Consider the following 24339-nt stretch of genomic DNA (forward strand, 5'->3'; position numbering starts at 1 on the left):
GGTTCGGAAAGCCGGAGGCCGGTCGGCAAAGCTCCGCGCTACCTGGAGCTTCGGCGCTCCAGGCGTTGAAAGTGGAGCGGCTCAGTTCAGCCTTTCGCCTGTCGCCTCGTCAAAGAGATGGACGTTCTGGAGAGAAATGCTGATCGGCAGTATCGACCCAGGACCCACGGTCAAACGTTCGCGTGTCGCGCAAATCACATTCTGGCCCGCCAGTTTTCCAATGATCTGCGTTTCCGAACCCGTCGGCTCCACCACGACAACTTCGAGCGACAGTTTTCCGCTTGGATCGAAAGCGAGATGTTCCGGGCGGACGCTATAGATGGCCGGCGCCCGGCTCATACTTCCGGCCGAAGGCGAAAGAGGCAATCGAGTGCCGTCCTGCGCAATGAAACTGGCCGGCTCGTCATGGCTGACCTTGCCCTTGAGGAAATTCATTCCCGGGGAACCGATAAAGGAAGCAACAAAGAGATTCTGGGGCCGATCGTAGAGTTCAAGCGGCGCTCCGATCTGCTCGATAACGCCTTGCCGCATGACCACGATCCTGTCAGCCATTGTCATGGCCTCAATCTGGTCGTGCGTCACGTAAACGGTTGTGGTTCGAAGCCGCTGATGGAGTTCCTTGATTTCCGTGCGCATCGCGACGCGCAATTGCGCGTCCAGATTCGACAGCGGTTCATCGAATAAAAAGACCGCCGGGTCCCGCACAATGGCCCGCCCCATCGCGACGCGTTGGCGCTGACCGCCCGACAGTTGTTTAGGGGTCCGTTCCAGCAGTTCCTGCAAGCCAAGGATCTCGGCGGCCCGCGCAACGCGTGACGCGATTTCGCCGGCGGGCATCTTCTTGATCTTGAGGGAGAACTCCATGTTCTCCCTCACTGTCTTGTGCGGGTAGAGCGCATAGTTCTGGAACACCATGGCGATGTTCCGGCTCTTCGGAGGAAGATCGTTGATCACCCGGTCGCCGATCCGGATCTGCCCTTCGCTCAGATCTTCCAATCCGGCGATCATGCGCAACAGCGTCGATTTTCCACAGCCCGACGGTCCGACAAGGACGACGAATTCGCCGTCCGATATATCGAGCGAGACCTTATGCAGGACGGTCACATTGCCGAAGCTCTTCTTGACGCCATCGATTCGTAGAGAACTCATTTCTTGCTCCTGCAAATTGGAGCCCTCACGCGAGGGGACCAAGGACCGTTAGTGCCGCTGAAGAACGCCTTCGATGATGTCGAGACCCTCATCGGCCAGCTCGTCCGTGATCGTCAAAGGGGGCGCGATCCGAACGACGTTGCCGAAGCGGCCGATTGGCGCCATCGCGGACAAACCGGCCTGGAGCAGTTCGCGAACGAACTGCTGGGTGAACTCCGGATCGGGCTCCTTTGTCTGCTTGTCCTTGACGAATTCCAACGCGAGGGCGAGGCCCATGCCACGGACGTCGCCGACGAAGCGGTGGCGTTCCTTCATCTCGTTCAGGCGCTTGACCATCTTCTTGCCGACGACCTCGGCGCGGTGGGCGAGATTCTCCTGCTGAATGACCTCGATCGAGGCGATACCGGCCGCGCAGGACAGCGGATTGGCGCCGTAGGTGCTGCTGAGCGAGCCGCGCTTCAATCCGTCCATGACGGAGCGGCGCGCGACGACCGCGGCGGTTGGCAGACCGCTGGCGATACCCTTGCCGAGGACGACGACATCCGGAACGATCTCGTAGTTCTCGAATGCGAACATCCTGCCAGTACGCCCGAAGCTTGCCTGGACCTCGTCGAAGATCAAAAGAATATCGTGCCGTTTGCAGAAGTCGCGCAGGCCGTGCACGAAGCGCTTCGAGGGGATGATCGAGCCGGCGCCGCCCTGGTAGGCCTCTGTGATGAGCGCCGCGACGCTGCCGGTCGACTGGGTCTTGAGCACAGTTTCGAGGTTGGCCAGGCAACGCGCATCGATTTCTTCTTCTGTGCCTTCCATACGGTAGTAATCGGGGAACGACGCGCGCAGGATGCCTGGAACAAGCGGCCCGAAACCAGCCTTCGAGCCCACCATGCCGCCAACCGACATGCCGCCAAACGTGCGTCCATGGAAGGCGTTGTCGAACGCAATGACTTCCTGCCTTCCGGTCGACACGCGTGCGATCTTGAGGGCTGCGTCGATGGCCTCGGAGCCACTGCTGAGGACCAGGACGCGCTTGAGGTCTTCAGGCATCAGGGAGGCCAGCTTCTCGACGAATTTTGATCGCAGGGGGTGGGCGGAGTCGTAGCAGTTCAAGAGGATCGCTGCCTGGTCCTGAACAGCCTTGACGACCCGCGGATGGCAATGGCCGGTATTGGTGACCAGCACGCCAGAGGTGAAATCGATATACCGATTGCCGTCGACATCGGTGACGATACAGTCCTTCGCGCTTTCCCAGATGAGCGGCATCGGGGTGCTGATCGAAGGCGAAAGGAACTGCTCCTGGAGGTCGAGGACGGCCGTGCCTTTTGGCCCGGGAATCTGGTAGCTTTGCATGGTGGTCTCAATTCTCAATAATGGTTGGTGATCAGGGCGCGCGCCTTATGCGTCGGCCTCTTCGGAGAACCCGTAGACTTCACGGGCGATTTTTTCAGAGATGAACCCTTCCAGCAGGTCTTCTTTGACCTGCTCCCTGCTGCGGGCTGAAGGATCGCCATAGCCACCACCGCCCGGAACGGTGATCTTGATGCGATCCCCGTCTAGAACGCGGATGTTGGCGAACTTGCTGGTCGAGACCTTGTTGTAGGCTTGCGACACGGTCTGCCATTCCTGGCTCCCGTTTTTTTGAATGAACGTCGAACCGAGGCCACCCTTTTGGCCGCCGAACAGCGACCATGGCGCAACTTCGTGGTGGTCGGTGCATTGACTGACGGTGATTTCCTTGGCGGTCGCCACCAGGGTGCGGGTAAAACCAAGGCCGCCACGATGGGTGCCGGCGCCACCGGAATCCTGGCTGATCGCAAAGTTCTCAACGCGCCAGGGGTAGCGGGTCTCGAAGACCTCGGTGGGGTTGAGGCGGCAATTGCCGCTGATCACGACGACAGCGTCGTTTCCGTCGGAGTCGGCTCGCCCTCCCCAACCGCCGAACATGACATCGTAGCAGACGTAATAGTCATCTGTGTCGGGATGCCGCCCGCCGAACACAAAGTTGCCGCCGGTGCCGGCCTCGGACGCCATCACACGATCCGGAACACATTTCGACATCGCACCGAAGACGATGCCCGCGAAACGGGGATGCAATTCCGTATTGCCGGCCACTTCGGGCGCCGGATAGTTCACGTTGGCCAGCGTCCCCGGCTTGGCGACAATACGAAGTGGGCGGAATGCGCCGGAATTCTTGGGGATCGACGGGTCCGTCAGGTGAAGAAAGGCGTTGTATGTCGCGCCCATGGCAACGCCAAGCGTTGCATTGATCGGTCCGCGAGCCTGCGGATCCGTCCCAGTGAAGTCGGCAACGATTTCGTCACCCTGGACATAGACATCGACATGCAGCTTATGTCTTTTGCCCGCCTCGATACCGTCGTTCTCGACGAAATCCTCGAAGGTGTAATGTCCGTCGGGGAATGCCGCGAGTTCGGCACGCATGCAAGTCTCGGAATAGTCCATCAGGTCCTGGCAAGTCTTGACGAAGACGTCCTTGCCGTATTTCCGGACCAGTTCGGTGATGCGGCTGACACCGAGATCGACCGCGCCGATCATCGCGCGAAAGTCGCCGTAATTGTGCTTTGGTGTCCGGACGTTGGCGAGCAGCATCTTCCAAACGTCGACATTGTCCTCACCTTTGACCCTGATCCTTACCGGGGGAACACAAAGCCCCTCGTGGAAAATCTCGGTCGCCTCGCCGTTGAAGGCTCCAGGCACCGTGCCTCCGATTTCGGCGACATGGCCGATGCAGGCGGCAAAGCCCAGCAGTTCCCCATCGACATAGAATGGCTTGATGAGTGTGTGTTCCGGCAGATGCAGGCCACCGCGATGGGGATCGTTGTGCATCACGACGTCACCCTCGCTGAAGGAGTCGAGGGGTATTTCCTTGGTGATGGTTTTCACGATCAAAGGCATGCCGCCGATCATCGAAGGGCAGAATTCGCCGACCGCGATCAGATCGCCATTGCGGTCGGCAAGCGCGCAGGTGAAATCCAGGCCTTCGTTGAAGATCGTCGAATAGGACGTCTTCATCATGAGAATGCCCATCTCCCTGCAAATGGAGACCATTGCGGAATCGAGGATGTTCATGGTGACGACGTTGCGGGTGCCAAAAACGCCGTTGGCCTCCCTTGGGAGTGGAAGGGGGGCCGGCGAAGTGCCGCTCTCACGCCGATCGAACCACTCGACGCACCACTCGGAACAGAACAGGCCGCTTGTGCCGCCGGCTTTCCTTGTCAGCCCGTCCTTGTAGATAAGAAGTCCGCAATTGCAGCACTTCACGTATCGCTCGACATAGTAGCCGTTGTCGGACAGTTTCATTTCAGGGACTCCGCAAAATTCTTGCCGTGCACGATGCTCGCCGGTGAGACGTCACTTCTTCTCTATGATGATGTGGCCATAGGCATCGATTTCCGCCCGGTGCCCCGGACCGATCACGGTGACCGAAACGGCCTCTTCGATCAGCGCCGGCCCGGCTATCTTCACGCCGGCAAGAAGGGTCTCGCGCTTGAAGATAGGGACCTCGATGGCGCCTTCTTCGAAATGCACCAAGCGTCGGGCGACCGGTGTCGCCGAACCATCGCCAACGACAAGCTTGTGGAGCTGGGGGGTTGGCGTGTGTCCGATGGCCGTGACGATGAAATTGACGATCTCGACGGTTTCGCCCGGAAACTTGAAGCCGAAGCGGGCTTCGTGGGCATCGTGGAAACTGTTCCAGAGCCTATCTTCCTGACTGGTCTCGAAGAGCTTCCGATCGATCGGAAGCTCCAATTCGTAATTCTGGCCGTGGTAACGCATCTCCAACGAACAGAGCACCGCGATGCTATCGGACTTCTGCTGTCGCGAGAGATCCGCGAGCGTTTCCTCGATCAACTGGCTTAGAACCGTGGACGCGCGTTTGGCATCATAGTCGAACGATGTCATATGCGTCGTGCGTTGGCGGTCCACGCGGGCATCGGTCAAGGTGAAGCCGAAGGCCGACTGCTGGCCAGGATGGTTTGGCACGAGGCCGCGCGGGATGCCCGCCATATCCATGAGTTCGCTGATATGCAGCGGACCGGCGCCGCCAAAGCCCATGAGGGTGAAATCGCGCGGGTCCAGCCCACGCTCGATCAGCACGCTACGCAGGGCTCCTTGCATGTTGTTGTTGGCGATATGGACGATCGAGAGGGCGGCCCGCTCGCGCGTCAGGCCGAGCGGCGCTGCGACCTTGTCCATGGCATCCATGGCCGCGGCGAGATCGAGTTTCATCTTGCCGCCCAGGAAATTCGCGGGATTGATGCGTCCAAGCAGAACGTTGGCATCGGTGACTGTTGGTTCCGTGCCACCCTGGCCATAGCAGGCAGGTCCAGGGAAGGATCGCGAACTTTCCGGTCCGACACGCAGCATGCCGCCCTTGTCGATCCAGGCGATGGAACCACCGCCGGCGCCTATCGTGCGCACATCGATCATCGGAATCTGGATCGGCACTCCCCACTCGATCTCAAACTCCGTCGTGAAGGTCTCCTGTCCATCGCGGATAGTGGCGCAATCCGTCGACGTGCCGCCCATGTCGAAAGTCACGAGCGACGGCAATCCAAGCAGATTTGCCAGGTGCTTGGCGGCGACGACTCCACCGGTGGGACCGGAAAGTGCCAGTTGAATGGGGGTCTCGGATGCCGCGTCCAATGTCATCTCGCCACCGTTGGAACGGATGACCGACACCGACTTGCCGATGCCGTTCTCCTTCAGCCGGTCGCGAACGCTGTCCATCTGGCGACTGACGATCGGCTTCAGCGCCGCGTCGGCGATGGTGGTTGATGCCCGCTCATATTCCTTCCAGCGCGGAAGCACATCATAGGAGATGGAAACCGGCAGCGCCGGTGCCTCTTGCGCGAAAATCGCCTTGACGCGCTGTTCATGGGACGGATTGACGTATGAAAAGAGCAACACGACCGCCACGGCTGCGATGGTTTCGTCGTTCGCCAGCTTCCTGGCGAGTTCGCGAACCTGCCCGTCGTCGAGTGGCGTGACCACGTTGCCCTTGTTGTCGATACGCTCGTCGAGCTCGTAGCAGTTCCGGCGCTTGACCAGCGGCCGGGGCTTCTTCCAGCTCAGGTCATAGTGGAAGCGGCGATGACCGCGCTGAATAAAAAGGACGTCCTTGAAGCCGGCGGTGGTGACATAGGCGATTGGCGCAACAGTACGCTCAAGCAGCGCATTGGTCGCAACGGTCGTGCCGAGGCGCACGACATCGATCCTGCCACGATCCTCGAACTGTTCCAGGCCCCGCAGGATACCGGCGACCGGGTCGCCGGATTCCGACAGTGATTTCCAGACGGTCGTCTTGCCTGTCGCGGCGTCCTGCGCAACGAAGTCGGTAAAGGTCCCGCCGACGTCAATTCCCAACATAATCGTCACCGGATATGCTCCTGAAAAAGGTAACTGCTTGTTTATCGAGGCGGATGATCGAGGCTACTTCACGCCACCCATGGTCAGACCGCGGATCAAGTGCTTGCGGGCAAGCAGCGCGAAAAAGGCCACCGGCACATAGGTGATGACGGCGGTCGCACACAAATTGCCCCACAAGACAAGCCGGTCGGTGACGAAGCCGGCAGCTGCCACCGGCAAGGTCTTCGCGTTGAAGTTCGTCAGGATCAATGCAAACAGGAATTCGTTCCAGCAGAAGATGAAGCAAATGATGCCGGCCGCCGCGATGCCAGGTGCTGCCAGAGGCAACACGACCTTCAAGAATGCGCCACCGCGAGAGCAGCCATCGACCATGGCCGCCTCGTCGATTTCGGCAGGAACTTCGCTGAAGAACCCACGCAGCAGCCAGACGACGAAACCGATGTTGAAGGTGGTGTAGGCGACGATCAGGACGAGCTTGCTGTCGAGAAACCCGAAGGAACGAGCGATCAGGAAGAACGGCAGCACGACGGCAACAGGAGGCGTCATTCGCGTTGAAAGGAAAAAGAACGCGATCTGTTCGCGGCCGCGGAAATTGAAGCGCGCCAGGGCGTAAGCCACGGGTGCTCCAAGCGCCACGGAGAGTACGGTGCTCACCGTTGCGACGATCGCGCTGTTCATGAGGCTGCGCCAGAGCACCGGCTGCGAGAAAATCTGGCGGTAGTAGTCGAAGGTGGGAGTGAAGAAGAACGCGGGCGGGTTCTGCGGGATGAGGTCAACGGGTTTGATCGATGTCAGTACCGTCCAATAGATCGGAAAGCCGAAGAACAGGACGATAACGGCGACCGCCGTATAGATCAGGATGTTCGAGAGAAGGCCTCTGGTGCGCATCATGCCACCGCCTTGGAATTGAACGAGCGGATCATGATCCTCACAAGGACGGTGATGGCAGCGACGTATATCAGCGAATAGGCCGCCGTCTGACCGATCTGGAAGTATTTGAAACCGTAGATGTAGATGCGGAACCCAAGGAGTGCCGTGTCGTTGGCGGGTCCGCCATAAGTCATGATGAAGACCTTGTCGACGAAGCGGAAGCAGTCGATCAGACGCAGCAGGACCACCGAGACGATGATGGGTTTGATTGCCGGCAAGGCGACATGCCACTGGACCTGCAGCCAGTTCGCCCCATCCAGCCGGGCCGCCTCGATGCTGTCCTGTGGAACCGATTTCAAGCCCGCCAGGCAAACCAGGAAGACAAGCGGCGTCCACTGCCATACGTCAGTGATGACAAGCGAGGCCATGGCGAGGCCGGGCGTCGTCAGCCAGGACAAACGCTCAAAGCCGAGCACTTCCAGGAAGTAGTTCAGAATTCCGTATTCGGCATTGTAGATCCATCGCCATATGAGGCCGACAACAACCTCGGACATCACCATCGGCAGAATAAGAATTGCGCGGATCCAGCCCTCGCCCTTGAAATTCGTGTCGAAAAGAAACGCAATAGCGAGGCCTAAACCCACCTCAAGCACCATGCAGGACGTGACATATATCACTGTCCTGCCGATGGAATGCCAGATGTCGCTGTTGAGAAAGAACCCCAGGTAGTTTTGCAAGCCGACGAATTGGAACGAGTTCAGCTTGGCCAGATTCCAGGTATGGAAGCTCAAATAGACAGTATAGACCAACGGGCAGATTGCTACGATCAGCATCAGCACGAGTGCGGGACCGACAAGATAGAAAATGCTGCTTTTATCTGCTTGGTTCATCAAGGCACTCGTTGCGATCGGGTCAAAGAGTGATACGGCTCCAGGCCTCGGCCTGGAGCCGTATCCGTCTTCAGTAGCCGGCATCCTTCATGAACGATGCGACGCGGGTTGCCGCTTCGTCCAATGCTTCCTTCGGGCTCTTGGTGCCCGCGAAAGCCGCGGAAAGTTGCTCGCCGATGATCTGGTCGACAGCTGCCCATTCGGGAATGAGCGGCACCGGCCGCGCCGTGTCGATCGTCTTGGTCTCGATGTCGCCCTTAACCGAAGGATACATCTGCTCGATGTCCGCGTCGTTGTAGATTGACTTGCGCCAGCTCATCGCACCTTTAAGCGTGGCGGCCTTGGCGCGTTCGACACCCTGTGCCCAGACCGTGAAGAGGTAGGCAGCTTCCGGGTTTGCGGCGCTGGTGGGAACAGACGCCGTGATGCCGGCCAGCAAGCTCACACGCTTCCCGTCATGCGAGACCGGCGGAGCGCATTCGAACTTGTCGATGATCTTGGAGTCCTTTCGAGCAACCGAAGCCAGGTCCTGGAACGTCCAGGCCATCGCGGCATGACCCTGCATGAAGGAAGTCCATTCCTCGGTGATGTGGTAGGCGCCGACACCCGGAGGCGAAAGCTTGCCAAGCGCAATATAAGTCTCGAGCGCCTTGACTCCTTCCGGGCTGTTGAAGATCGGCTTGAAATCCTTGTCGAAGAAATCACCGCCATACGTCCAGAGATAACCGGACCAATCGTAGACGATACGAGGTTGTTTTGCCGACATCACGTATCCGTAGGTGCCATTCTTCGGATCGTTCATCGCTTCCGCGTATTTCAGCAGGTCGTCCATGGTTTCAGGCGGCTTGTCAAAACCAGCCTTCTTCAGAAGATCCGTGCGGTAATAAAGCGGATTGAAGCCTGCGATCCACGGAATGCCGTATGTCCCCTGCGGTAGCTTCCAGACGTTGTCCTTTGCATAGGCACCGGAAATTTCCGTGGCGAAGAAGTCGTCGGGATAACCGAAGTTGGCGGGGGTGAGTTTGCTGTCCGAAAGATACGGCGTCAGGTCGCGGATCCATCCGGCTTTCGAGAATTCCGGGGTCCACATCGTGTCGTACCAGACGACATCATAGGTCGGGGCGCCACCGACGAAAGTCGTTTTGAGCTTTTCGTACATGACGTCGAAGGAGATGTCCTCGAACTCGACCTTGATGCCTGTCTGCTTGGTGAATTCGGGCGCCATTGCCTTGAAGACATCCGCCCACTGACTTGACTGTGTGCCAACGTGGATCGTAACGCCATCATAGGGCTTGTCCTGCGCGAAGGCGGAACTACCCGCATAAACTGAAGCTGCGATCGCAGCTGCAACGACGAGAGTTTTTTTCATATTTGGTTCCCTTTTTTACAATTTTCACCCACATCCACCCGCGCTCCCGCACAGGATTCCGAACGCGTGATCGTCGAGTAGAGCTCCAATCTCGCGCAACTAAGCACTTGATTTAAAGAATTTTTATATCGTTCCCTTGGCGAGCGATGGCTCGCTCGTCCTTGTCGTTGAGCGTCATCAAATATTCAAAAGTCGAGGGTGTCAAGAACAAATTGGCCTTACCACCTTACCACCAGATAGCTTAAACAGCTTGACCAAATTTGAGACGCCCGCTAGGTACGAAACGGGAAGGAATCTCCGTCGATGCTCCTGCAGACAGTCGAAACACAGCGCCTCTACCAACTCGTCGCCCAGCAGATTGAAGACATGATACGCACGGGCAAGATCGAGGCCGGGGCCCGCCTGCCGTCGGAGCGAGAGCTTGCCGCCCAGCTTGGCGTCAGCCGTCCCTCCGTCAGGGAGGCAATGATCGCTCTCGACATAGCCGGGCTCGTGGAAATCCGAACCGGATCGGGCATCTATGTGCGACATGATCTGCCGCCGAAAGGCGATGACAGTGTTGCCGCCCCGTCAATGTCCCAAAGAGATGCGGGGCCGTTTGAAATCCTGACGGCCCGGATGACCATTGAACCGCACGTGGCGGCCGAGGCGGCACGGAATGCCACGGCCGAGGATATCGCCGCGCTCTGGCGGATCATTGAAAAAATGAAGGAGCCGACAGATCCGCGAACCGGGCTCGAACGCGATCGCGAGTTTCATTTCCTGGTGGCCTGCGCCACCAAGAACATGACCCTTGCGCGGATCGTCGATGAATTGTGGTCGCATCATTTTACGCCGATGCATTCCGGGATCTCGACCTTGACGGGGCTTTTCCATACGGACGCCATGGATATCAGCGACCACACGGAGATCGTCCGGCACATCGAGGCTCGATCCGTTGTCGCCGCTCGCAAATCGATGAAGGCTCATCTCAATCACGTTCGAGCAATCTTGTTGAAGGCCTAGTGCCGATCGACATTCATGGATTAGGCGCGACGCAAGCCAGGCGAAGCCAATCCTGGTCATAGGCGCCGTTGCCACCTCCACACTCCAAGAGAAAGCGCGCGACAATGGTGTTTTGGCGGCATTCGGAAGTCCGGCGACATGGCGCCTTTTTGCGAGCGATACTGCCATGAGCGCCCGCCTCGGTGACGCAACACTGTCATTGCTTGCTCCTGGCGTAGTCACGCCGGCTTATCGGCGATCGGCTGTCACCCCGGGTATCGTTCACCTGGGGGTGGGTGCGTTTCATCGCGCCCATCAGGCTGTTTTCGTCGATGATTGCTTAAACCGCGGCGAGCACGAATGGGGCATTGTCGCGGTCTCGCTCCGCAGCCCGGAAACGCGAGACGCCCTGAAACCGCAGGATTGCCTCTACACACTGATCCAGCGCGACGGATCTGGGGATCGTCTCAGAGCGATCGGTTCGCTGCTCGATGTCGTCGTCGCGCCGGAATCGCCCGAACAGGTGCTTCGGCACCTGGCCGATCCGCGCATACGAATCGTGACGCTGACGATAACCGAGAAGGGGTACACGGCGAATCTGGCCACAAGGACGGTGCTTTGGGATCACCCCGATATCCAGCACGACCTCGAGAACCCGGGCAGGCCACGAACCGCGCTCGGTTACCTGACCGAAGGACTCAAACGCAGGCGCGATCGTGGCATCGCCCCCTTTACCGTGCTTTCCTGCGATAACCTTCCATCCAACGGCAGAACGCTGAAGGCCTTGCTGGTCCAGTTCGCTGGTAACGGCGATCGCCTGCTTGCGAACCATATCGAACAGCAGGTGGCCTTTCCATCGAGCATGGTGGATCGGATCGTACCGGCCACGACCGACGACGATCGGGCCCAGGCGGCGTCACGTCTCGGAGCCGAGGATGCATGGCCCGTTGTCGCCGAACCGTTCTCCCAGTGGGTCATCGAAGACCATTTTCCGGAGGGCCGGCCCGGACTCGAAGCAAGCGGCATGGAGTTCGTGACCGACGTCGAGCCCTATGAACACATGAAGCTCCGGCTTCTGAATGGCGCGCATACCACCATTGCGGCGATCGGGCAGAGCGCGGGACTGGCGACGGTGGCGGACGTGTTTGGCGAGCCTGTCGCGCAGCGCTTCATCTCGGCCTACTGGAAGGAGGTTTCGGCCACGCTCGACGCGACGGTCGACGCGGTTGGTTACTGCGAGCGTCTGGCCCAGCGATTCCTGAATCCGGCATTGAGGCATCGGACGGCCCAGATTGCCATGGATTCATCACAGAAACTTCCGCAGCGCATCCTTGCTCCACTCGCCGAACTTACCGACGCGCGAAAGCCCGCTGGCGCCGTCGCCTTCGCGGTCGCCATCTGGATGCGGTCCTGCCTTGGCGTGAACGAAAACGGTGTCGCAAATTCCGTCAGTGACCCAGCGCTGGCCGCATGGCGCCGGGATCAGGACCTGTCGGCCCTGTCGGCTGCCGAGATCGTCGATGCGTTCCTTGGCCTTTCTTCTGTCTTCGACGCGCGATGGCGAGAGAGAACCGAGGCTCTGGACGAGATCACAAGCGCACTCGAGCAGATCAACCGCGTTGGAACGCTGTCGGCGATTGCCGGGGCATTTCCAGAGAAGACTTGAAAGGAAAGGCAGTGGAGCAGACCTGGCGATGGTTTGGCGAGCAGGATCCCATTCCGCTCGACCATGTCAAACAGACCGGAGCAACCGGTGTCGTCACCGCCTTGCATCACCTGCCGGCTGGACAGGTGTGGCAACCCGAGGAGATTGCGAAGCGCAAGCACGTCATTGAAGAGGCCGGCCTCAGCTGGAGCGTATGCGAGTCGATCCCGACCGAAGACAGCATCAAACGCGGCGACGCCAATGCAAGACGAGCGATCGACACATGGAAGGACAGTCTCGCCAATCTGGGACGGGCCGGTGTTCCGGTCGTGTGTTACAACTTCATGCCGATCCTCGATTGGACCCGGACCGACCTTATGTTTCGGCTCCCGACGACCGGTTACGCGCTTCGCTTCGATATGATCGATTTCGTGGCCTATGATGTGTTCATGCTCAAGCGCAATCGCGCTTCGCAGAGCTATGACCCATTGCTTGTCGAGAAAGCCGAACAACGAATTGCCGGGAAAAGCGAGGAGCAGAAGAAGCTGCTCGAGACGAATATCATCGCCGGTCTTCCCGGCGGCGCTTCGGCGCAGACACGGTCTTCCATCTCGTCGCTGATCGAATCCTTTCAGGGTATCGATGACGAAACCATGCGCGGCAATCTCTTCGCCTTCTTGAAAGAGATCGTTCCGGTGGCGGAAGAGTTCAACGTCAGGCTCGCGATTCACCCGGACGATCCCCCCTTCCCGCTGTTTGGGTTGCCTCGCGTCTTATCGACGGCATCCGACATCAGGAGGCTGCTGGCAGCATACGAAAGTCCAGCCAACGGCATCACGCTATGCACCGGTTCGTACGGCTCTCGCCCGGACAATGATCTTGTGGCGATCACCAGGGAATTTGCTCATCGGGTGAACTTCGCGCATCTGCGAAACACGACGGTGGAACCCGATGGCTCATTCTATGAGGCCGAGCATCTCGAAGGAGATACCGACATGGTGACGGTCATCGAGCTTCTCCTGAGAGAAGAGGAAGAGGCTGGGCGACAGGGTCGGCGTCCGCGCATCCCGATGCGGCCGGATCACGGCCATCTCCTTGCCGGAGATATAGATCGCCAGACCAATCCTGGCTATTCCTATAATGGACGCCTCAAAGGTCTGGCGGAACTCAGGGGCGTCATACGCGCCTTGACGCGCGGCATTTAAAGCTCGTCGACTGAAACCTTGCGACGCAGATCCCTATTCCAATGCGCCGCACTTTCCCCGCTTGCCGGACGCGTGGATGCTGCCGGCTTGCGCACGCCAGCGCGCCGGGCCTTGGCGGCTGGCGATGGTGATCGTTGTCCACCGCCCGTGCATCGGCTCACGGCAATGAGCGCCGCGCGACGGTTCTACCTACTGAGGCCGAGACCTCGTGCGGCTGGCCCAATTCAGCCCTCGCCGCAGGATAGTACCCATGGACGGGTTGTCGAATTCCTCCGGGACATGTCCGAGTGCGCTGAAGAAGACGCGGCCGTGGCCGAATGGCTTTTTCCAAACTGTCGGCATAACCACGCCGTCGATCCAGGGATAGTCCTCGCCGGTGAAACGGACGGTCGCCAGCACCTCGTTCGCCGGATCAACATGCATGTAGTACTGCTCAGAATGATATTCGAAGTCGGAAATACCAGCCATGATCGGGTCGTCCCGGCGTGCGATCTCAACCGTATAGCGTTTTATGCCGCCGGGTTCGCGCACATAGGCGCCGCCGACCATATAGCGGAACCGGTCGTTGTCACGGAATCCGTCGGCCATGCCGCCATGGAAGCCCCCAAGCCCGACGCCCGCCCAGACTGCCGCCCAAAGCTTCTTTGAGGTGTCGACACTCATCTGGCCCACTGTCCAGTTGGGAACGATCAGGTCATAGCCGGCGAGATCTTCCATGTCATAGGCACTGAGCGTTTCGCTATGCGTCACGGCGAATCCGTCTTCCTCGAGCATCGACCTGACGCGCTCGCCGGCCTCGACGGCGCGATGCGGCGCGTAGCCTCCGGAAATGATCAGACACCGCCTCATGAAATCCCTCTTCACCTTTTGGCCATCCACATTGCGGATGCGCATATCGTACAGAACAACAACTGTATCAAATTTTCAAGGCGAACATAGGGTTCCATAGCTAAACCCTCGCTTATCGACCCTTTGGCGACTTCTCTGATGTATCTAATATAACAATAATTGTTGATATTCATTCTGAGTTGCGCGATGTTGCCGGGGATTTCGGCCGACGAACGGCCGCACCCGCCCGGAGGAGCGAATGATGAGCCAACGACCGCAGTCAGCCACGCTGAACCATGTCAGCATTCCCGCCCACGACCTTGCAGAGTCGGAGGCGTTCTATCGCGAAGTGCTGGGATGCGAGCGCGTACAGGCGCCGAATTTCGGCTTCCCGGTGTGCTGGATGCGGCTCGGCAATTTGCAGCTCCACCTCCAGCAGGTCGGCCCGACCGCTGGCGTGCGCACCTACCAGCATTTCGCGGTCGAGGTGGCCGACTTCATGGGCGCCTACCGGGCATTGCAGGCGCGGGGCGCTTTCGAGGAAGGCACACGCTATGCCGACCTGTGGCTTTTGCCGTCGGGCGAATTACAGATGTTCGTGCGTGATCCCTCGGACAATCTGTTCGAGATCGACCATCCCGATGCCACGCAGCTTGACCTGTCGGCCTTCGAGACCCCCTTGCGCCGGCTGGAGAACGAGCAGGAACAGTCGCAGCAGAACCGGCTTGCCACCCTATTCCTCTACCGCAAGGCGGCAGCCTGATCGTGGGCGTGCGAGGCGCGCGAGCTACACGGCAAGATTCGTGGTGATCTCGTTACCCATCGCCTGGATGGAATGGATCAGATGCTCGAACCTGCCGGGCTCCGCGCCGACCAGCGCCGTCACGCAGGTAATGCCGATCGAGGCGACGGGAATGTTGTCCTTGCCGAAAATCGGGCGGGCGACGCAGGTCAGCCCCTCGTGGGTCTCGTTCGCGTCGATTGCATAGCCGCGCTCGCGCGTGACCGCCAGATCGATGCGCAGTGCATCCGCGTTCATGATGGTGTTGCCGGTAAGGCGGACGAAATCGATGTTGTTGATCAGCGTCTCGCGCTGTTCCTGCGGCAGGAAGGCGAGCACGGCCTTGCCCACGGCGGAACTGTAGAGCGGCTCGAGAACGCCGATGCAATGGCGGATCGAGATGATCGAATCCGACAGCGCGAAATCGGCCAGCAGCACCCGGTCGTTGACAAACAACCCCAGATGCGTGGTCTGCTGGGTGATGCTGGCCAACCGCTGCAACTGGTCGTGGAAGGAATCGATCAGCCGCGTCTTCTCGCGCAGCCGCGACGCCCAATAGTAGATGCGCCCGCCGACGTCATACTCCTTGGTCGTGGTGTCCTTGCGCAGGAAGCCGCGATGCTCGAGCGTCTGCAAGAAACGGAAGGCGGACGCACGATCCATGTTGAAGCGCCGTACAATATCCGACAGCTTGAGCGGCGCCGGGGCCTCGATGATCTCATCGAGGATTCGCAGGCCTTTTTCAAGGCTCTGGATGTGGCCGGCCGGACTCTCGCCCTCGTGCGCGGGGTTCGGATTGTCCAACATTGTCTCCCGAAAGTTTGATTATGAAACAATGGAATAGGCTGTCGGCCCTCACCTGTCAAACGAACAAACCGGGCGCGTCTGGTCGAGCCCTGCGCAAATGCTGGCAGTACGAACACACCGTGACGCCAGATTGTCGATCCGATCGCCCAAGGTCCGCCAGACACTGACAAGCTCCCCAAGACAACAATTGTTTCTCAATGACTTTGCAAACACGCCGAACTCGGGCGACCTCAGGCCTTCAGCGCCGCCACACCCTTTCGCAGGATGACGATCACCGCCAACGTGGCGACCACCAGCAACACCGTCGACACGACGGCGATGGTCGGGTCGATCTTGTCGCGCAGCGCGGTGAACATCACCTTGGGCAGCGTCGCATTGTTACCGCCGGACACGAACATGGCCACCACCACCTCGTCGAGCGAAGTGACGAAGGCAAGCAGGCCGGAGGCGACGATGGGTCCACTCACTTGCGGCAGCACGACCCTGAGCCAGGCCTGGTGCCAGCGCGCGCCCAGGCTGCGCGCGGCGCGTTCCTGGCTGAAATCGAACTGGCTGAAGGCGGCGCTCATCACCACGAACACCACCGGGATCGCCAGCGCCACATGGCCTAGCACCAGCCCGGTCATGGTGCCGACCATACCGATGCGAGCCAGCACGAAGAACAGGCCGATGGCGATGAGGATCGAGGGTATCACTGCCGGCAGGACGATGAGCCCGCTGACCAGCAGCCGCCAGCGCTGGCTCAGTTGCGTGGCGCCGTAGGCGGCGAAGATGCCGATCGGCACCGACACCAGCGTGGTCAGCGTACCGGCGGTGAGCGACGCGCGCGCCGCCTGGGTCCAGGTGATGGAGTCCAGAAAATATTGATACCAGCGCAGCGACAGCGACGGCGGCGGAAACGCCAGGAAATCCGACGATGAAAACGACATCGGTATGACGATGAAGGACGGCGCCGCCAGGAACACGACCAGCAGAATGGCAAGCAGCCATTTCAGTCGCTCGATAAGCGGCGTGTCCTCGAACCCATCAAGCATGTCAGCTCCTCTGCCGCGAAAGCAGGACGCGCTGCACCCCATAGCTCAGCGCGAACAGCAAGGCCGTGAACACCAGCAGCAGCACGCCGAGCGCGCTGGCGGCGCCCCAGTTGGAATAGTTGGACAGGCTGCGCGCGATGCGCATCGAGATGACGTTGACGTTGCCGCCGCCGAGGATGGCGGGCGTGACGTAGAAGCCAAGGCTCATCACAAAGACGAGGATCGCGCCGGCCGCAATGCCCGGCACGGCGAGCGGCAGGAAAATCCGGCGATAGGTATAGGACCTGGACGCCCCCATGCTGGCCGCGGCGCGGATCAGCGCGCGGTCGATGTTGCGCATGGCCCCCAGCACCGGAAGGATGAAGATCGGCAGCATGATGTGGGTCATGCCGAGCACCGTGGCGAAATGGTTGAAGGCAAGCTCCAGCGGCGCCTTGGTGATGCCAAGCCACATCAGCATCGAATTGACGATGCCGGTGCGCTGCAGCAGCACCAGCCAAGCATAGGCCCGCACCAGCAGCGAGGTCCAGAACGGCAGCAACACCGCCGCCAGGAAAATCACGGAGCGCCTGGGCGGCAGCCCGTTGATGAAGGTGGCGAAGGGCACGCCTATCACCACGCACGCGGCCACCGTTGCCAGCGCGACCTGAAAGGTCGTGACGAAGATGCGCGCGTAGCTCGCCCCATCCAGGATGCGCTGGTAGTTCTCGAAACTTGGCTTGCCGTCCGCGCCGAAGGCCGACAGGAAGAACAGCCAGGCGCAGGGTACGAGTACGCAAAGCGCCACGACCGCCAGGCAAGGCAGCGTGAAGGCCAGGGAGACGAAGCGCTCAAGCCTGGCGTCCCATGCCAGCCGCCTGCCATTGTCGGCTTGCGCCGCAGAGTTCGGAATGGTCGCATTCAGGGCGGACATGTCTACACCTGAAGGAAATGCACGCGGTCGCGCCGAACGTGCAGGTCGATGGGCTGTCCCACCTGGAGGTCGGCGACCTCGGAACTGAAATGCTTTTGCGCGCGCGCCGTGATGGCTTGCCCGCCGGCAAGGTCGACCTGCAGCAGCCAGCTGTCGCCTTGGAAGACGACGCCTCGCAGCAGGCCGGCGACCGCAAACCAGTCGCTCTCGTGGCCGCTCCTGGCCAGGCAGAAATCCTCGCTGCGCACCATCAGCGCATGCGCCGAAGGCGCCACCGCACCGAGATCCCCAGACACAACGCCGCGCGCCTCGGCCAACGGCAATATGGTCGCCTCGCCGATGAAGCGGGCGACGAACTCGTTGGTCGGCCGCCGGTAGATGGTTTCGGGACTGTCGAGCTGGACGATCCTGCCCTTGTCCATGACGGCGACGCGATCGGCGATTGTCAGCGCCTCGCGCTGGTCATGGGTCACGTAGAGCGTGGTGATCTGCAGCTTGTTGTGCAGTTCGCGGATTTCGATCTGCATCTCCTCGCGCAGGATCTTGTCGAGGGCCGATAGCGGCTCGTCCATCAGGAGCACCTTGGGCTCGAACACGATGGCGCGGGCGAGCGCCACGCGCTGACGCTGGCCGCCCGAGAGTTCGCCGATGCGCCGCGATCCGTAGCCGCCAAGCTTGACGACGTCTAGCGCCGCCAGTGCCCGCTTGCGCGCCGCGTCCTGCGGCACGCCGCGAACCTCCAGCGGAAACGTCACATTGGCCATGACGTCCATATGCGGAAACAGGGCATAGCTCTGGAAGACGACGCCGAAGCCGCGCTGATTGGCGGGAAGCCTGACGATGTCGCTGTCGCCGAAGAAGATCCGCCCGCGATCGGGGCGGATGAAACCGGCGACGGCCATCAAGAGCGTGCTCTTGCCTGAGCCCGAGGGACCGAGAATGGCGACGAATTCACCGGCCTCCACCGTCAGGCTGACATCGTCGAGGGCGCGGAAATCGCCATACATCTTGGACACGGCCTCGATGCGGACCGATTCTGCGGAACGACTGCTCATATGACCTGTCTGGCTGCGGGTGGAGGCCGGGGAAAGAAGCATAGGGGACAGCGCCTATTCGGTCATCATGTCTTCGAACAACTGCTGGACGTGGTCGTTGTTCTTCGCCCACCAGTCGATGTCCTGTACGATCATCGCGCCCGAATTGGCAGGGCTCGTCGGCAGCACGGCCTCGGCTTCCTTGCTGATGATGCCGGTCTTGTAGGCGCCCTGGTTCAGCGGACCGTAGGAGACGTATTTGGTGAGGCCGGCCTGCGACTGCGCCGACGACATCTCGTTGATCATCTTCATCGCCTCGGCCTTGTGGGTCGAGCCCTTGGTCACAGCGAAACAGTCGTAAGTCAGGATGCCCTGGTTGTAGGTGTAGTTCACGGGGCCGCCAGCTTCCTTGGCGGTCTGGAAACGGCCGTTCCATCCAGTCGTCATGTCCACCTCGCCGTCCTTCATCAACTGCCCATGCTGCGCACCCGAAGACCACCAGACGGAGATACTGGGCTTCAGCGTCGCGATCTTGGCGATGGCGCGTTTGATTCCGTCCTCGGTGCCCAGCACCTTATAGACATCCTTGGGCGCCACGCCGTCAGCCAGCAACGCCATCTCGACCTGCGCCTCGGCGTCGGAACGCATCGAGCGCTTGCCCGGGAATTTCTCGACATTCCAGAAATCGGCCCAGCTCGAAGGCGCGTCCTTGGCATAGGTCTTGGTGTTCCATGCCATCACCGCCGCGTAGCCGTAGATGCCGACGCAATAGGGTGCCGCCGTTCCCGGCAGGAACTCGGAAGCGTCAACGGCCTTGTAGTCGATTGGCTCCAGCATGCCTTCGGCCCCGGCGATCGCCGCCTGGTAGCCACTCATGATGATGATATCGGTCTTGACCGAATTGGAGCCAACCTCGAGCCGAAGCACGTCGAGGGCGTTGTCGGCCGTCTCTTCCTTCACTTGGACACCGAGCTTCTTGGCAGCCGGCCCCCAAAGCACGGCGCGCCCACCTTCCTGTACGGCGCCGCCGGGCGTGTTGAGCGTAAGCGTCACCTCCTCGGCGGACGCCGTTCCGGCAAACGCGGCCGCAAGAATGCCTGCAGCCAGTATCGAACCACGCATAAATCGTCTCCCATTCTTGTTCAGGTCGCTAGCAATTGTTGTTTTTAACACAACGTTTATGCCTAACAATTCGATGTAAGGCCACAGGGCTACCGATTGTCAAGCAATTTCGTTGGCTTTTTGCGATGATCGCAATTTCTTTTCCTTATAAAACAATTTCTATTGATCAAGATTCCGGCGGTCGATATGGGTAACCCTGACCAAGGAGGATGGCGCCAGATGAGTGACGGCGAGGCAAAACTGATCAATCTCGCATTCCGCGTCGGCAGCGTGGCCGAAGCGGAGGCGCTGGTTGAAAGCACAGGCGGCTGGTCGAAGCGGGCCATGCACGACATCGATGGCGAACAGTTCCTGGAAGCCCGCTTTGGCGGCATCAGCATCAATTTCTTCGAGACCGCGCTCTATGACGGAAAGAACGTGCCTTCGGCCGGCGGCTTCCTGCACGCAAGCTTTGCCGTGCCGAGCCTTGCCGCCATTCTCGAAAATCCCGACTGGAACGCCAGGCTCATTTGGGGCCCCTCCACGATTCGTGGCGGCTTCGGCCATCGCCGGATCGCCTTTTTCGAACCACTACCCGGCTGCCGCATAGAATTGATGGAGGAAATCGATGATTGAAGCATCGCAGTTGCGGTTCTTCGCCCGCGCTGGCGCGGCCACCGTCTATGAAGCTTACGGGCGCATCGGCGATCTCGATCCGGGCGTGCGGACGATGGTGCCAGGCCTCGCGATTGCCGGTCCGGCCTTCTGCGTCAGCTGCGAGCGCGGCGACAATCTGGCGCTGCACCGCGCGGTGGCCGAGGCAGCGGCCGGTGACGTGATCGTGCTGTCTGGTCATGGCGAGGCCTGCGGCTATCTGGGCGACATCCTCGCCGAGGCGGCGGCATGCCGGGGCATTGCCGGCGTGGTGGTGGACGGCTTCGTGCGCGACGCGGCAGAGCTAAACAAGATGCGCTTTCCCGTATGGGCCCGGGGCCTGGCCATCCGCGGCGCGACCAAGATCCATGCCGGATCGATCGGTGCCCCGGTACAATGCGGCGGCGTCCGCATCGCGCCCGGCGACCTTGTGGTCGCCGATGACGACGGGGTGTGCGCGGTGGCGAGCGTCGATCTTGGCCGCGTCTTCGAAAGCACCGGAGAGCGCCTTGCACAGGAAATCGCGATGCGCGACCGGCTGCGCCAAGGCGCGCTGACGCTGGATCTTCTCGATCTTCGCAAATATCTGTCCGCTGCCGGCGAGGATCTGCCGCGATGATCCATTGCCGAGACTGTCGCCGGTCCCCCGCGTGCCAGTCCCTTTCGTGTCCGAGGTCCTAGACGATGCCCGATGCCCAGAATGCCCTGCTGCTTGATGGCGGCCCCTATGACTTCATCGTCATTGGCGCGGGTTCGGCCGGTGCGGTGCTCGCCGCGCGCCTTAGCGAAAGCGGCCGCAAAAAGGTCCTGCTGCTCGAAGCCGGCCCCAGGGACCTGAACCCCTGGATCCACCTGCCCATGGGCTATTCCAAACTGTTCACCGACAGCCGCTACAACTGGATGTACGAGAGCGAGCCGGAGAGCGCCCTTCAAGGACGCGTGCTCTACCAGCCGCGCGGTAAGGTGCTGGGCGGATCGAGCTCCATCAACGGCATGATGTATGTGCGCGGCAACGCCGAGGATTTCGACGATTGGGCAAAGGCCGGCTGCGACGGCTGGTCTTATGACGAGGTCCTGCCCTATTTCCGCAAGGCCGAAGACCAGTCGCGCGGCGCCGACCATTGGCACGGTGTCGGCGGCCCGCTGAAAGTGTCGGACCAGTCGTTCGACCACGAACTGCCGAACGCGCTCTGCGCGGCGGCGGTGCAGGCCGGGCTCGAGCGCAACGACGATTTCAACGGCGCCGCGCAGGACGGCTTCGGCTACTACCAGATGAACATCCACAGAGGCCGGCGCTGGAGCACGGCGCGCGGCTATCTGACCCCGGCTCGCAAGCGCGCCAACCTCAGGATCGTCACCGGTGCCCGGGTGGAGCGGATCGTCGTCGAGAACCGCGTCGCCACAGGCGTATTGTTCAGCCAAGGCGGGCAGAGGCGGATCGCGACGGCTGGCGAAATCATCCTGTCGGCAGGCACAATCGCCTCCCCGCAACTACTCATGGTGTCCGGGATCGGGGCCGCCGCGCCGATGCAGGATCTCGGCATCGGCTGCGTCCTTGACCTGCCGGAAGTCGGCCGCAACCTGCAGGACCATACCTGCGTCCAGCTGATGTTCCGCTGCACCAAGCCGATCACCGTCAACGACATCGCCAACAGTCTGGCGAGGCGGATCGGCGTCGGCATGCAATATGCTGTCACCCGCAAGGGCTACCTCGCCGAGACTGGCATCTATGTCGGCGGCTTCGCGCGTAGCGACGACACGCAAGACCGGCCGGACATCCAGATGGCGATGGCGGCCTGGAGCGTCGGCGAGCGCACGGCCAAAGGTGCGAAGCCGCATCCGTTTTCCGGCTTCAGCTTCAGCCCCGAACATGTCAATCCCGATGCGCGCGGTGCGGTCACGTTGCGCTCAGCCGATGCCATGGCCGCGCCGAGGATCAGCTTCAACTTCTTCCAGACCGAATACGACATCCGCGCCATGACCTTCGGCATAAGGTTGGTGCGCAGGATTTCCGAGCAGCCGGCCATGAAGCCCTACGTCGCCTCGGAATTGCAGCCGGGCAAGGACGTGCAAACCGATGACGAGATCCTCGACTTCATCCGCCAGAAGGCGGGCTCCGACATCCATGCCGTCGGCACCTGCCGGATGGGCCCTGATGCCGGCGCCGTTGTCGATCCACGCTTGCGCGTGAACGGCATCGCTGGCCTGCGCGTGGTCGATGCCTCCATCATGCCACGCATCGTGCGAGGCAACACCCATGCCGCCGTGGTCATGATCGCGGAAAAGGCGGCGGACATGATCCTGGCCGATGCGCGATCCTGAATCCGGGCGCGTGCCCCGTCCCGAGGACCTGACACTGGCCAACTGGGATCGCGCGCCTCGCAATCGCTGGGCCTACCAGCATGTGAGCGATTTCCTGCCCACGGCCCCCATCGCCGGCGCGGAACCGATGCCGCTCATAGCGGCGCACACCGGCCTCGACCTTACCGCCCTCACCTTCGCCGACCATAGCGGCGACAGGGTCAATGCGGCGGCCGTGCTCGACGGCTCATGGACCGACGGCTTTCTCATCCTGCATCGCGGCCGGGTCGTCGTCGAGGATTACAGAAACGGCATGCGGCCCGGCAGCGTGCATCTGACGCAGTCGGTTTCGAAATCGGTCGTGGCAGCGCTGGCGGGCATCCTCCATCACCGGGGCAGTCTCCCGCTGGACAGGACCGTGGCGGCCTATGTGCCCGAATTCTCTGACTGCGCCTATCGTGACGTCACCATCAGCCAGTTGCTGGACATGACCAGCGGCGTGCACTTCCCCGAGGATATGGCCGACCCCGTGTCCGGCATCGGCCTGATGGATATCGCGGTCGGCTGGAAGCCCGCGCCGGCGGGGAATACGAGCCCGAGGACAGTGCGCAAGCTGGTGGGATCCCTGCGCGGCCTGTCGCGCCCGCACGGCCAGGAGTTCGAGTACCGGTCGATGGAAACCGAAGTGCTGGGTCTTTGTATCGAGGCGGCCGTGCGGGGCAGGCTCGCCGATCTCGTTTCCGAACTGATCTGGCGACCCATGGGCGCCGAGGACGAGGCGAATTTCGCGGTCGATCCGGAAGGATATGCCGTCGCCGACGGCGGCCTATCGGCCAGCCTGCGCGATCTCGGCCGCTTCGGCCTGATCTACGCGCAGGACGGCTGCGCCAACGGCAGGCAGATCGTGCCGGAGCAATGGGTGGCGCACACGCGCATCGGCGACACCAGCCTGTTTCCCGAGCGCTACCGAGCCGACCGCCCCAATGGCGCCTACCGCAACCAGTTCTGGATCGCCGATGTCGATGCCCCGGTCATCCTGGCGCTGGGGGTCTACGGGCAGATGATCTATATAGATCATCAACGGGATTTCGTCGGGGTGAAACTGTCGACCTGGCCGGAGGCTATCAACCCGGACATGCGCATCGACATGCAGAACCTGATGGGGACGATCGCCGCGAATCTCAGTTCGATCTGATAGCGGCCTAATTCGTTCCGCTCGGCATAACGGATGACCGCCGTTGCGCCGACGACAAGCAACTGGCGTAGATAGCGATTACCGGCCTTGGAGTCGGCAAGATTACCGAGCGATCGAAATGGCGGCCCTTGAATATCCTGCGATCTCCGGAAAACGGAGATGTTCTCATGGCCGCCGCCGACTGCTGAAGATCT

General features: G+C 60.9%; 21 protein-coding genes and 1 pseudogene. 9 read left to right on the plus strand and 13 right to left on the minus strand.

The features are described 5' to 3' along the window. Positions 1 to 81: 81 nt before the first annotated feature. From MesoLj_RS31105 to MesoLj_RS31135, 7 genes are all read right to left on the minus strand, one after another. Positions 82 to 1149 carry an ABC transporter ATP-binding protein gene (locus tag MesoLj_RS31105; RefSeq protein ID WP_140775108.1) on the minus strand — a complete coding sequence of 356 codons (1068 nt, stop codon included), beginning with the start codon at positions 1147 to 1149 and terminating at the stop codon, positions 82 to 84. 48 nt (positions 1150 to 1197) lie between these two features. Further along, positions 1198 to 2496, minus strand: coding sequence for an aspartate aminotransferase family protein (locus MesoLj_RS31110; protein ID WP_202323715.1), 1299 nt, complete (start codon positions 2494 to 2496; stop codon positions 1198 to 1200). A gap of 45 nt (positions 2497 to 2541) precedes the next feature. Beyond that, positions 2542 to 4464, minus strand: a complete 1923-nt coding sequence (locus MesoLj_RS31115) for a hydantoinase B/oxoprolinase family protein (protein ID WP_202323716.1) — start codon at positions 4462 to 4464, stop codon at positions 2542 to 2544. A gap of 51 nt (positions 4465 to 4515) precedes the next feature. Next, entirely contained in the window at positions 4516 to 6534 is a 2019-nt protein-coding gene (locus MesoLj_RS31120; protein WP_202323717.1) for a hydantoinase/oxoprolinase family protein, read from the minus strand. A 63-nt stretch (positions 6535 to 6597) separates the two neighbouring features. Further along, on the minus strand, positions 6598 to 7425 hold the full coding sequence (locus MesoLj_RS31125; protein ID WP_202323718.1) for a carbohydrate ABC transporter permease: 828 nt from the start codon (positions 7423 to 7425) through the stop codon (positions 6598 to 6600). After that, positions 7422 to 8378, minus strand: a complete 957-nt coding sequence (locus tag MesoLj_RS31130; protein WP_202323719.1) for a carbohydrate ABC transporter permease — start codon at positions 8376 to 8378, stop codon at positions 7422 to 7424. Before MesoLj_RS31130 ends, MesoLj_RS31125 begins: the two co-directional genes overlap by 4 nt. Beyond that, positions 8365 to 9663 carry an ABC transporter substrate-binding protein gene (locus MesoLj_RS31135; protein WP_140775103.1) on the minus strand — a complete coding sequence of 433 codons (1299 nt, stop codon included), beginning with the start codon at positions 9661 to 9663 and terminating at the stop codon, positions 8365 to 8367. Before MesoLj_RS31135 ends, MesoLj_RS31130 begins: the two co-directional genes overlap by 14 nt. A gap of 366 nt (positions 9664 to 10029) precedes the next feature. Here MesoLj_RS31135 and MesoLj_RS36890 point away from each other — a divergent pair. The 4 genes and pseudogenes from MesoLj_RS36890 to uxuA form a co-directional block, all read left to right on the plus strand. Next, a pseudogene (locus MesoLj_RS36890) lies at positions 10030 to 10128 on the plus strand (GntR family transcriptional regulator); the annotation flags it as partial. Then, positions 10129 to 10668: an FCD domain-containing protein gene (locus MesoLj_RS31140; protein ID WP_244735221.1), complete on the plus strand. Its 540-nt coding sequence runs from the start codon at positions 10129 to 10131 to the stop codon at positions 10666 to 10668. It abuts the pseudogene before it with no gap. Positions 10669 to 10834: 166 nt separating this feature from the next. Continuing rightward, a complete protein-coding gene (locus MesoLj_RS31145; RefSeq protein WP_202323720.1) occupies positions 10835 to 12313 on the plus strand; it encodes a mannitol dehydrogenase family protein in 1479 nt (492 codons plus the stop codon). Between the two features lie 11 nt (positions 12314 to 12324). Continuing rightward, on the plus strand, positions 12325 to 13497 hold the full coding sequence (uxuA, locus tag MesoLj_RS31150) for a mannonate dehydratase (protein ID WP_202323721.1): 1173 nt from the start codon (positions 12325 to 12327) through the stop codon (positions 13495 to 13497). A 189-nt stretch (positions 13498 to 13686) separates the two neighbouring features. On the opposite strand, the gene MesoLj_RS31155 is transcribed toward uxuA, so the two are convergent. Further along, the gene (locus MesoLj_RS31155) at positions 13687 to 14346 is read right to left on the minus strand and encodes a ThuA domain-containing protein (RefSeq protein ID WP_202323722.1); all 660 of its coding nucleotides are present in this window, start codon (positions 14344 to 14346) and stop codon (positions 13687 to 13689) included. Between the two features lie 241 nt (positions 14347 to 14587). Between MesoLj_RS31155 and MesoLj_RS31160 the strand changes: the two genes are divergently transcribed. Next, positions 14588 to 15088: a VOC family protein gene (locus MesoLj_RS31160; protein ID WP_181180079.1), complete on the plus strand. Its 501-nt coding sequence runs from the start codon at positions 14588 to 14590 to the stop codon at positions 15086 to 15088. A 24-nt stretch (positions 15089 to 15112) separates the two neighbouring features. On the opposite strand, the gene MesoLj_RS31165 is transcribed toward MesoLj_RS31160, so the two are convergent. The 5 genes from MesoLj_RS31165 to MesoLj_RS31185 form a co-directional block, all read right to left on the minus strand. Beyond that, positions 15113 to 15910, minus strand: coding sequence for an IclR family transcriptional regulator (locus MesoLj_RS31165; RefSeq protein ID WP_202323723.1), 798 nt, complete (start codon positions 15908 to 15910; stop codon positions 15113 to 15115). Positions 15911 to 16143: 233 nt separating this feature from the next. Continuing rightward, positions 16144 to 16947, minus strand: a complete 804-nt coding sequence (locus MesoLj_RS31170; RefSeq protein WP_181180078.1) for an ABC transporter permease — start codon at positions 16945 to 16947, stop codon at positions 16144 to 16146. A 1-nt stretch (position 16948) separates the two neighbouring features. Next, positions 16949 to 17860, minus strand: coding sequence for an ABC transporter permease (locus tag MesoLj_RS31175; protein ID WP_202323724.1), 912 nt, complete (start codon positions 17858 to 17860; stop codon positions 16949 to 16951). 2 nt (positions 17861 to 17862) lie between these two features. Further along, positions 17863 to 18915, minus strand: a complete 1053-nt coding sequence (locus MesoLj_RS31180; protein WP_140775094.1) for an ABC transporter ATP-binding protein — start codon at positions 18913 to 18915, stop codon at positions 17863 to 17865. Between the two features lie 54 nt (positions 18916 to 18969). After that, positions 18970 to 20016, minus strand: a complete 1047-nt coding sequence (locus tag MesoLj_RS31185) for an ABC transporter substrate-binding protein (RefSeq protein WP_202323725.1) — start codon at positions 20014 to 20016, stop codon at positions 18970 to 18972. A gap of 219 nt (positions 20017 to 20235) precedes the next feature. Between MesoLj_RS31185 and MesoLj_RS31190 the strand changes: the two genes are divergently transcribed. The 4 genes from MesoLj_RS31190 to MesoLj_RS31205 all read left to right on the plus strand — a co-directional run bounded on the left by MesoLj_RS31190 (position 20236) and on the right by MesoLj_RS31205 (position 24145). After that, positions 20236 to 20631 (plus strand): hypothetical protein, encoded by a 396-nt coding sequence (locus MesoLj_RS31190; RefSeq protein ID WP_140775092.1) that lies wholly within the window; start codon positions 20236 to 20238, stop codon positions 20629 to 20631. Beyond that, entirely contained in the window at positions 20624 to 21268 is a 645-nt protein-coding gene (locus tag MesoLj_RS31195; protein ID WP_140775091.1) for a 4-carboxy-4-hydroxy-2-oxoadipate aldolase/oxaloacetate decarboxylase, read from the plus strand. Before MesoLj_RS31190 ends, MesoLj_RS31195 begins: the two co-directional genes overlap by 8 nt. Positions 21269 to 21333: 65 nt before the next feature. Continuing rightward, positions 21334 to 22971 (plus strand): GMC family oxidoreductase, encoded by a 1638-nt coding sequence (locus MesoLj_RS31200; protein ID WP_202323726.1) that lies wholly within the window; start codon positions 21334 to 21336, stop codon positions 22969 to 22971. Beyond that, positions 22958 to 24145, plus strand: a complete 1188-nt coding sequence (locus MesoLj_RS31205) for a serine hydrolase domain-containing protein (protein ID WP_202323727.1) — start codon at positions 22958 to 22960, stop codon at positions 24143 to 24145. The genes MesoLj_RS31200 and MesoLj_RS31205 overlap by 14 nt, the downstream gene beginning before the upstream one ends. Positions 24146 to 24339 lie beyond the last annotated feature (194 nt).

This window comes from Mesorhizobium sp. 113-3-9 (genome assembly GCF_016756515.1).
Taxonomy (GTDB): Bacteria; Pseudomonadota; Alphaproteobacteria; order Rhizobiales; family Rhizobiaceae; genus Mesorhizobium.